General features: G+C 56.0%; 8 protein-coding genes and 1 pseudogene. 8 read left to right on the forward strand and 1 reads right to left on the reverse strand.

What is annotated here, in order from left to right:
* The first annotated feature begins 428 nt into the window (after window positions 1–428).
* The 5 genes and pseudogenes from xylA to yiaA all read left to right on the forward strand — a co-directional run.
* Entirely contained in the window at window positions 429–1,751 is a 1,323-nt protein-coding gene (xylA, locus tag ACSZPU_RS19700) for a xylose isomerase (protein WP_499002284.1), read from the forward strand.
* Between the two features lie 88 nt (window positions 1,752–1,839).
* Window positions 1,840–3,294, forward strand: a complete 1,455-nt coding sequence (gene xylB, locus ACSZPU_RS19705; protein WP_499002287.1) for a xylulokinase — start codon at window positions 1,840–1,842, stop codon at window positions 3,292–3,294.
* Between the two features lie 200 nt (window positions 3,295–3,494).
* Window positions 3,495–4,034, forward strand: coding sequence for a cysteine hydrolase family protein (locus ACSZPU_RS19710; protein ID WP_499002289.1), 540 nt, complete (start codon window positions 3,495–3,497; stop codon window positions 4,032–4,034).
* The gene (locus tag ACSZPU_RS19715; RefSeq protein WP_499002291.1) at window positions 4,031–4,951 is read left to right on the forward strand and encodes a GlxA family transcriptional regulator; all 921 of its coding nucleotides are present in this window, start codon (window positions 4,031–4,033) and stop codon (window positions 4,949–4,951) included. Before ACSZPU_RS19710 ends, ACSZPU_RS19715 begins: the two co-directional genes overlap by 4 nt.
* 92 nt (window positions 4,952–5,043) lie before the next feature.
* Window positions 5,044–5,452 (forward strand): annotated as a pseudogene (yiaA, locus tag ACSZPU_RS19720) (inner membrane protein YiaA); the annotation flags it as partial.
* Between the two features lie 60 nt (window positions 5,453–5,512).
* On the opposite strand, the gene ACSZPU_RS19725 reads toward yiaA, so the two are convergent.
* Window positions 5,513–6,508: an acyltransferase gene (locus ACSZPU_RS19725; protein WP_499002293.1), complete on the reverse strand. Its 996-nt coding sequence runs from the start codon at window positions 6,506–6,508 to the stop codon at window positions 5,513–5,515.
* A 174-nt stretch (window positions 6,509–6,682) separates the two neighbouring features.
* Here ACSZPU_RS19725 and ACSZPU_RS19730 point away from each other — a divergent pair, with 174 nt between their 5' ends.
* The 3 genes from ACSZPU_RS19730 to glyS all read left to right on the forward strand — a co-directional run bounded on the left by ACSZPU_RS19730 (window position 6,683) and on the right by glyS (window position 10,084).
* Window positions 6,683–6,988 (forward strand): YsaB family lipoprotein, encoded by a 306-nt coding sequence (locus ACSZPU_RS19730; RefSeq protein WP_499002295.1) that lies wholly within the window; start codon window positions 6,683–6,685, stop codon window positions 6,986–6,988.
* 105 nt (window positions 6,989–7,093) lie between these two features.
* A complete protein-coding gene (gene glyQ / locus ACSZPU_RS19735) occupies window positions 7,094–8,005 on the forward strand; it encodes a glycine--tRNA ligase subunit alpha (RefSeq protein ID WP_004126458.1) in 912 nt (303 codons plus the stop codon).
* Window positions 8,006–8,014: 9 nt separating this feature from the next.
* Window positions 8,015–10,084, forward strand: coding sequence for a glycine--tRNA ligase subunit beta (glyS, locus tag ACSZPU_RS19740; RefSeq protein WP_499002299.1), 2,070 nt, complete (start codon window positions 8,015–8,017; stop codon window positions 10,082–10,084).
* Window positions 10,085–10,321 lie beyond the last annotated feature (237 nt).

Raw genomic sequence — 10,321 nt, forward strand, 5'->3', positions numbered from 1 at the left:
TTATCGGTAGTTAACCCTTCCTCCTACACTCTCCACAATCATGTCCGAGCGTTGCACTTATTATCTGAATTCGCGATACCTTTTTGTAGGGTGACGTAGCGAGATAAAAGAAACATGCACTGCGATGAACGTTGCAAATTTTTAACGCGTAAGCGATGGCTGGCAATTCCTGGTTTTTATCCCGGCGTTATGTTTTTTGGTTTATTTGTGGAATTTTGACCGCGATCTGATTTTAAAATAAGCGGAAACGGTTCTGCATGTGAGGAAAATTAAGGTAATAGCCTGTGTTCGGCTTATTTTGCGAGGTGGCGCACAGTTGTGCATTCTCTTAATGGCAGTGTGAAATAACGTAATTGAGCAAGGCGAAGAGAGAATCCAGTATTACCTGGAAAATGAATCTTTGCCGACACCTGATTATGGAGCTCATTATGCATGCTTATTTCGACCAGCTCGAACGTGTTCGTTACGAAGGCCCGAAAACAACCAATCCTTTAGCATTTCGTCACTACAACCCGGACGAGTTGGTGCTGGGTAAGCGAATGGAAGATCACCTGCGCTTCGCCGCCTGCTACTGGCATACATTCTGCTGGAACGGTGCAGATATGTTTGGCGTGGGCTCATTCGACAGACCGTGGCAGCAGCCGGGTGACGCGCTGGCGCTGGCGGAACGTAAAGCGGATGTGGCCTTTGAGTTCTTCCACAAACTGAATGTGCCGTATTATTGCTTCCATGACGTGGATGTCTCGCCTGAAGTGGCATCGCTGAAAGAGTATCTGAATAACTTTGCCCACATGGTGGACGTGCTGGCGCAAAAACAGCAGCAGAGTGGCGTGAAACTGCTGTGGGGCACCGCCAACTGCTTTACCAACCCGCGCTACGGCGCAGGTGCGGCCACTAACCCGGATCCGGACGTGTTCAGCTGGGCCGCTACTCAGGTGGTGACCGCGATGAACGCCACCCACCAGTTGGGCGGCGAAAACTACGTGCTGTGGGGGGGGCGTGAAGGGTATGAAACCCTGCTCAATACTGATTTGCGCCAGGAGCGCGAGCAGATTGGCCGCTTCATGCAGATGGTTGTCGAGCACAAACATAAAATCGGCTTCCGCGGCACGCTGCTGATTGAGCCAAAACCGCAGGAACCGACCAAGCATCAATATGATTACGATGTGGCGACCGTGTACGGCTTCCTCAAACAGTTCGGTCTGGAAAAAGAGATCAAAGTGAACATCGAGGCGAACCACGCCACGCTGGCTGGTCACTCTTTCCATCACGAAATTGCCTCTGCCATCGCGCTGGGTATTTTCGGCTCCGTCGATGCCAACCGCGGCGACCCGCAGCTGGGCTGGGATACCGACCAGTTCCCGAACAGCGTGGAAGAGAACGCGCTGGTGATGTATGAAATCATCAAAGCGGGCGGCTTTACCACCGGCGGCCTGAACTTTGACGCCAAAGTGCGTCGCCAGAGTACTGACAAATACGATCTGTTCTACGGTCATATTGGCGCGATGGACACCATGGCGCTGGCGCTGAAAGTGGCCGCGCGGATGAGCGAAGACGGCGAGCTGGATAAACGCGTTGCCAAACGCTATGCCGGCTGGAATGGTGAACTTGGCCAGCAAATTCTGCAGGGTCAGCTAACGCTTGCCGAACTGGCGAAGTACGCTGAACAACAAAACCTGTCACCTCGCCACCAGAGCGGGCATCAGGAACTGCTGGAAAATCTGGTTAACCATTATCTGTTCGACAAGTAATCGGCGCTGGCCCGCACGCGGGTCTGCACTCTGGCCTGGCCCGGTTCGCATTGCGTCACCGGGCACGGTTTTTTAAGGAGCCATCGTTATGTATATCGGGATTGATCTTGGCACATCAGGGGTAAAGGCCATTTTGCTCAGTGAGCAGGGCACCGTGCTGGCCTCGCAAACGGAAAAGCTCACGGTGTCGCGCCCGCGCCCTTTGTGGTCGGAGCAGGACCCTTTGCACTGGTGGCAGGCCACGGACAGGGCGATTCGCGCCCTCGGCGAACAGCATTCATTACAGCAGGTGAAGGCCATCGGCCTGGCCGGGCAGATGCATGGTGCCACGCTGCTCGACAATGAAAATCAGGTGCTGCGCCCGGCTATTCTGTGGAATGACGGACGCTGTGCCGAAGAGTGCGCGTTGCTGGAAGCACAGGTCGAAAACGCCCGGGCGATAACCGGCAACCTGATGATGCCAGGCTTTACCGCGCCGAAATTACTGTGGGTAAAACGCCACGAACCCGAGGTGTTTGCCCGCGTCGCGAAGGTGTTGCTGCCCAAAGACTATCTGCGCTGGCAAATGACCGGGCAGTACGCCAGCGATATGTCGGACGCCGCAGGCACCATGTGGCTGGATGTGGCCAAGCGTGACTGGAGCGACGAGATGCTCGCCGCCTGTGAATTGACCCGCGACCATATGCCGGCCTTGTTCGAAGGCAGTGAGGTCACGGGCACGCTGCTGCCTGAGGTGGCGAAGCGCTGGGGCGTGGCGGAGGTTGCCGTTGTGGCGGGCGGTGGCGATAACGCAGCGGGTGCCGTTGGCGTCGGGATGGCGGATGCCGGACAGGCGATGCTCTCTCTGGGCACTTCCGGCGTCTATTTTGCCGTCAGCGAAGGTTTCCTCAGTAAGCCTGAAAGCGCCGTACACAGCTTCTGCCACGCACTGCCGGGACGCTGGCATCTGATGTCGGTGATGCTGAGCGCCGCCTCCTGTCTGGACTGGGCCGCGAAATTGACCAGGCTGGACTCCGTGCAGGCGCTGATTGCCGCCGCGGAACAGTCGGACGACAGCGCGGGCGATCTCTGGTTTTTACCCTATCTTTCAGGGGAGCGCACGCCGCACAACAACCCGGAAGCCAAAGGCGTTTTCTTTGGCCTGACCCATCAGCATGGGCCGAATGAACTGGCGAAATCGGTGCTGGAAGGGGTGGGCTATGCGCTGGCCGACGGAATGGATGTGGTGCACTCCTGTGGTGTGACGCCGCAAAGCATCACGCTTATCGGCGGTGGGGCGCGCAGCAGCTACTGGCGGCAAATGCTGGCGGATATCAGCGGGCAGCAGCTTGATTACCGCACCGGCGGTGATGTCGGCCCGGCGCTGGGTGCGGCCCGTCTGGCGCAAATTGCCGCCAACCCGGATGCCCCGATAGCCAGCCTGTTGCCGCAGTTGCCGATTGAGCAGCAGCACCTGCCGGATGCCGGGCGTCATGCGGGGTATCAACCGCGTCGTGAAACCTTCCGGCGTATCTATCAGCAGCTTTTGCCGCTGATGTCGTAATCTCAACGTTTTCCCTCGCCTCTGGGATCCCCTCTCCTCTTTGGGGAGAGGGCCAGGGTGAGGGGGAATATGCGATTCCGGCGGCAGAGGGGCCGCTATTGTTTGTCTGTAATCAACCTGATGATGTCCTTTTTTGGTCTTAGCACCACCCTCACTCCTTGCCAGAATAGCCTTACACCCACTGTGTAAGGAGTCCTGAAATGTCACGTACTGCTCTGATCAATATTGATACCCAGCTCTCTTTCCTGCATCGCGATAGCTGGCAGGAGGATAATTTCCCCGCCTTTCGCGAAGCCATGCTGACCCTGATTGCCGGCTGTTCGGCGCGCGATGTCCCGGTGGTGGATATTTTCCACGTCTCTGACAGTGGCCCGTTCGCGCTGGAAAACGGCTATGTCGCGCCGATGACGTTCCTGCAACACCAGCCTGCGGTGGTCTTTCACAAGCATGTGCATAACGCCTTTACCGATACCGGGCTGGATCACTGGCTGCGTGAACGGGATATTAACCATGTGATTATCTGCGGGCTGCGCACCGAGCAGTGCTGTGAAACTACCGCCCGCGTGGCGTCAGACCTCGGATACACCGTGACATTTGTCAGTGAAGCGACGTTAACCTTCCCGATGACGCATAAAGGCATTACGCTGGACTGCGACGCACTGCGTCATCGTACGGAAACGGTGCTGGAAGGCCGTTTTGCCACTGTAAAAACTGTCCGTGAAACGCTGGGATCCCTATGACCACAGATGTCTGGTTCGTGATGTTGCCGGGTGTGCTGGCGCTGGATATGACCGGCCCGGCGGAAACCTTCACTCTCGCGGGTGACGCCTTTCGCCTGCATTACATTGGACCAGACGCTGAGGTGTCGACCTCCATCGGCCTGACCATGGGCGATATCGCACCGCTGCCGGAGACCTTGCCGGAAGGCAGTCTGCTGGTATTGCCCGGCGTGCATCAGTCCGCGCACTATTTTTCCACGCCCCAGGCCGATATCGCCTGCCACTGGCTGATGCGCATGCAGCCGCTGATCCACAGCCAGAAGGTGCTGCTGATGTGCGTCTGTTCTGGCTCACTGCTGGCGGCGAAAGCGGGGCTGATGGCGGGGATTCAGTGCACCACCCATCACGATGTGATTGCCCGGCTTAGGGCGGCAGCACCGGCCGCGCTGGTCAAAGAGAACCGGATTTTCATCGAGGACCGGGGGATCTGGACCAGCGCCGGTATCACTTCCGGCATCGACCTGACGCTGCATATTATTCACCGCTTGTGTGGGCCGGAAACGGCGCTGGCCGTCGCCCGTGAGATGGTGGTCTGGTTTCGCCGCTCTGGCGATGACCCACAGCTTTCGCCGTGGCTGCGCTATCGCAATCACCTGCATCCTGCGGTTCATCGGGCACAGGACGCGCTCACCGCCGAGCCGCAAAAAGCCTGGCAACTGGTGGATATTGCTGAGCAGGCACACGTCAGTCCGCGCCATTTAACGCGCCTGTTCCAGCAACATCTGGGGGTTAGCGTGCGCGATTATCTGGAACAGCTGCGTCTGGCGGTGGCGGAACAGTGGTTGTTGCAGGGGCACGGGATGGAGCAGGCGGCGATGGCGGCCGGATTTTCGTCGCCCCGCCAGCTCCACCGTGCACGCCATCGCGCCAGCGAATAATCGTCTCCTGGCGTTTTCCGAAAAATCTCCCTGACTCTCCCGCTTTGCCCGCGTCCCTTTACTATGGGGTGACCAAAATGGAGGGTTTTTTTATGGAAAAAAACGCAGTACATGTTTCTCCCGCGTTCAATATCGTGTCGTGGGTGGCCCTGATGGGGGGCGTGGCGTCTTATCTGGTGGGCTTGTGGAATGCCGAAATGCAGTTGAACGAGCGGGGTTATTACTTCTCGGTGCTGCTTCTGGGGCTTTTTGCCGCCGCGTCCTATCAGAAAACGGTCAGAGACCGCTATGAAGGTATTCCCACCACGCAGATCTATTACTTTATGTGCCTGATGACATTCATCATTTCGATCGGGTTGCTGTTGGTTGGGCTGTGGAATGCGACGCTGCTGCTCAGTGAGAAAGGGTTTTACGGTCTGGCCTTCTTTCTCAGTCTGTTTGGCATTGTTGCGGTGCAAAAAAGTGTCCGCGATGGCTGGGATAAAACCGAGCCGGAAGTCCTGCCCGTCGAAGGCCAGGAGTAACCAAAACGGCCCGGCTCATCTGGCCGGGCTGCTTGCTTTAGCTCACGTAGCGCCGCGTATCAATACGCTGTAGCAGCATCGACAGGCCCAGGCTGGTGACCAGCGTCGCGGCAAAAATCCACAGGATATCGAGTACCGGCCAGGCCTGAATTTCGATGCCATGGGTACGCAGCGCATGGATGATCAACGCATGAAAACCATAGATCCCCAGCGAATGGCGGGAAATGATGGCTAATCCCGGCAGCGCCCGTGTGCTGAGGGTGTTTTTGACCAGGGTGAACAGCGCGATGGCGCAGATAAACACCATGGGGCCGCAATATACGTACCAGGTGTCGGCGAAATTACCGCGCCATTTTAGCTCATACAGGGTACCGCGAGAGATGACAAACGCGGCGACAGCAAAGATCAGGACGCTCAACGCGGTGAGGGTTTTTTTCTGGGTATCCATCATCCCCAGTGCGCGGCCCAGCATGCCGTACAACACGTAATAAAACGTATCGCCATTGATATACAGATTGATGGGCAGCCATTCAAAGCCGCTGATTTTCTGCGTCACCGTATTGGGGTTCGCAAGGATGCCAATGACGACCATTAGCGCCAGCAGCATTTTTCCGCTGATCTCTTTGACCTGAATAAGGGGGGAGACGAGATAGATGACGATAATCGCGAAGAAAAACCACAGGTGATAAAACACCGGTTTTTGCAGCAGATGTTTTAAGGATAACTCACTGTTAATCGAGGTAAAAAAGACGATGTAGAGAAAGGCGAGTGCGCTGTAAAACAGCAGGCATAAACCGATACGCAAAAAATGGCGCGGCTGGGCGCTGCGTTCGCCAAAAAAGAGATAGCCCGAGATCATAAAAAAGAGCGGCACGCTAACGCGCGAGGCAGAGTTGAGAAGATTGGCGACGCCCCAGTCGAAGGTACTGACGCTGGCTGCATTGGTGATGTACCAGGTGGTGGTATGAATCATCACCACCATCAAACAGGCGATCCCTCGCAGATTATCAATCCAGTAAATTTTCGACGGCATCAGTTCCTCAATTTTCCCGTTAAATACCTTCTGACTTGCTATTTATTCCACTTTCTCACTGGATAATTCCGAGTTTTCCCGCCTGTGCTTGTGATGCTCCGGCAAGGTTTGCAAAATTAATTGCTTAGCCCCCTCCTTCTAAAAATAACAGTAGCGTAGCCTGGCGGTAAAAAAATGATGATTAAAGGTATGGCGTCAGCCTTGTTGTTCCTGCTGGTGGCCGGATGCAGCGCGCCGCAAGAAATGCCGGTGCAACGGGCGCAAAAAGCCAAAGTCAGCCCGGCACACTCGCTGGAAATGGAGCAACTTTGCAAGCAATCTGCGGCGTACCGCTACAATACCGACTCGCAGGATATTGCGGTGACCAGCTTCGAACAGTTCCAGAGTAGCTATGAAATGCGGGGCTTTACCCCCCGGAAGGAAGGTTTTGTCTGCTCTTTTGACCCGGAAGGCCAGTTTTTGCATCTCTCGATGCGCTAGTTGCTCAATTTTCCATAAACAGGTCCGTTTCGTACTGTATATCTTCCGGTCAGCGGGTATACTGGCCCCTTCCTTTAAATCCACACGTATCCAGCACGAAATCATATGCAAAAGTTTGATACCAGGACCTTCCAGGGCCTGATCCTGACCTTACAGGATTACTGGGCTCGTCAGGGCTGCACCATTGTTCAACCTCTGGACATGGAAGTTGGCGCCGGCACATCTCACCCAATGACCTGCCTGCGTGCATTGGGGCCAGAACCGATGGCAACTGCCTACGTGCAGCCTTCCCGTCGTCCAACCGATGGCCGCTATGGCGAAAACCCGAACCGTTTACAGCACTACTATCAGTTCCAGGTAGTGATTAAACCGTCTCCGGACAACATCCAGGAGCTGTACCTCGGGTCTCTGAAAGAGCTGGGTATGGACCCGACCATTCACGACATTCGTTTCGTGGAAGACAACTGGGAAAACCCGACACTGGGTGCCTGGGGGCTGGGCTGGGAAGTGTGGCTCAACGGTATGGAAGTGACGCAGTTCACCTACTTCCAGCAGGTCGGTGGTCTGGAATGTAAGCCGGTTACCGGTGAGATCACCTACGGCTTAGAACGTCTGGCCATGTACATTCAGGGCGTAGACAGCGTTTACGATCTGGTCTGGAGCGACGGCCCGCTGGGTAAAACCACTTACGGCGACGTGTTCCATCAGAACGAAGTGGAACAGTCCACTTACAACTTCGAATACGCAGACGTCGACTTCCTGTTCTCCTGCTTCGAGCAGTACGAGAAAGAAGCTCAGCAGCTACTGGCGCTGGAAAACCCGCTGCCGCTGCCTGCTTACGAACGCATTCTGAAGGCCGCCCACAGCTTCAACCTGCTGGATGCGCGTAAAGCCATCTCCGTCACCGAGCGTCAGCGCTACATTCTGCGCATCCGCACCCTGACCAAAGCAGTGGCAGAAGCGTATTACGCTTCCCGTGAGGCCCTTGGCTTCCCGATGTGCAACAAGAATAAATAAGAGGCGGCCATGTCTGAGAAAACTTTCCTGGTGGAAATCGGCACCGAAGAGCTGCCACCAAAAGCCCTGCGCAGCCTGGCTGAATCTTTTGCTGCGAACGTGACCACTGAGCTGGATAACGCTGGCCTGGCACACGGAAAAATCGAATGGTTTGCTGCGCCGCGTCGTCTGGCGCTGAAAGTGGCAAATCTGGCAGCGTCTCAGCCTGACCGCGAAGTTGAAAAACGCGGCCCGGCGATTGCCCAGGCGTTCGACGCCGAAGGCAAACCGAGCAAAGCAGCAGAAGGCTGGGCGCGCGGTTGCGGTATCACCGTTGACCAGGCCGAGCGTCTGGCGACCGATAAAGGTGAATGGCTGCTGTATCGTGCGCACGTAAAAGGCGAAAGTGCCGAAGCGCTGCTGCCGAACATGGTGGCAACGTCGCTGGCTAAGCTGCCGATCCCGAAACTGATGCGCTGGGGCGCGTCTGACGTGCAGTTCGTGCGTCCGGTTCACACCGTGACCCTGCTGCTGGGCGATGCCGTCATTCCGGCTACCATTCTGGGTATCCAGTCCGATCGCGTGATTCGCGGCCATCGCTTTATGGGCGAGCCGGAAGTCACCATCGAAAATGCCGATCAGTACCCGCAAATCCTGCTGGAACGTGGCAAAGTTGTGGCTGACTACGAAGCGCGTAAAGCCAAAATCAAAGCCGATGCCGAAGAAGCGGCGCGCAAGATTGGCGGCAACGCTGACCTGAGCGAAAGCCTGCTGGAAGAGGTTACTTCGCTGGTGGAATGGCCGGTTGTGCTGACCGCTAAATTCGAAGAGAAATTCCTCGCGGTGCCGTCGGAAGCGCTGGTTTACACCATGAAGGGCGACCAGAAGTACTTCCCGGTTTACGCCGCCGACGGCAAACTGCTGCCGAACTTTATCTTCGTTGCCAACATCGAATCGAAAGATCCGACCCAGATTATCTCCGGTAACGAGAAGGTCGTGCGTCCGCGCCTGGCGGATGCGGAGTTCTTCTTCAACACCGACCGTAAAAAACGTCTGGAAGATCACCTGCCGCGTCTGCAAACCGTGCTGTTCCAACAGCAACTGGGTACGCTTCGCGACAAGACCGATCGTATTCAGGCGTTGGCGGGCTGGATTGCCGACCAGATTGGCGCTGATGTAAATCACGCGACCCGCGCGGGCCTGTTGTCCAAGTGCGACCTGATGACCAACATGGTCTTCGAGTTCACCGACACCCAGGGCGTGATGGGCATGCACTACGCGCGTCACGATGGCGAAGCGGAAGATGTCGCCGTCGCGCTGAACGAGCAGTATCAGCCGCGTTTCGCGGGTGATGACCTGCCGTCTAACCCGGTTGCCTGTGCCGTGGCGATTGCCGACAAGATGGATACCCTTGCGGGCATCTTCGGTATTGGTCAGCATCCGAAAGGCGACAAAGACCCGTTTGCGCTGCGTCGTGCCGCGCTCGGCGTGCTGCGCATCATCGTTGAGAAGAACCTCAATCTGGATCTGCAAACGCTGACCGAAGAAGCGGTGCGTCTGTACGGTGACAAGCTGACTAACGTGAAAGTTGTGGATGACGTTATCGACTTTATGCTGGGCCGTTTCCGCGCCTGGTATCAGGACGAAGGCTACAGCGTCGACACCATTCAGGCGGTGCTGGCGCGTCGTCCGACTCGTCCGGCAGACTTCGATGCGCGTATGAAGGCGGTATCCCACTTCCGTACGCTGGAAGAGGCGTCTGCGCTGGCTGCGGCCAACAAGCGCGTATCCAACATTCTGGCGAAATCTGACGAGACGCTGAACGATATCGTTCATGCTTCCGTGCTGAAAGAAGCGGCAGAGATCAAACTGGCCGGCAACTTAGTCGTACTGCGCGACAAGCTGCAGCCGTACTTCGCCGAAGGCCGTTACCAGGATGCGCTGATCGAACTGGCCGCGCTGCGTGAGCCGGTGGATGAGTTCTTCGAAAACGTGATGGTCAACGCCGACGAGAAAGATGTTCGTCTGAACCGCCTGACGCTGCTGTCGAAGCTGCGCGAATTGTTCCTGCAGGTTGCGGATATTTCACTGCTGCAATGATTGCGTTGCCGATAAATAAAAAGCCTGCCTTCGGGCAGGTTTTTTTTATGTCTGAAATTAATATTACATGCTTCTTTGATAACACGCGGATAAATATATCGGTGGTCTGTTATTGATTGTGCGGAATTAAGGAAGGTGCGATTTAATCGTCAATTATGAAAACATAACCCTTTCTTTGACATAGACTTTTCACGATGCCCGCTCTTGCCAGCTATTCCTCCCGCAAAAAACAGTTCC

The organism is Phytobacter sp. V69 (genome assembly GCF_965644215.1).
Taxonomy (GTDB): Bacteria; Pseudomonadota; Gammaproteobacteria; order Enterobacterales; family Enterobacteriaceae; genus Phytobacter.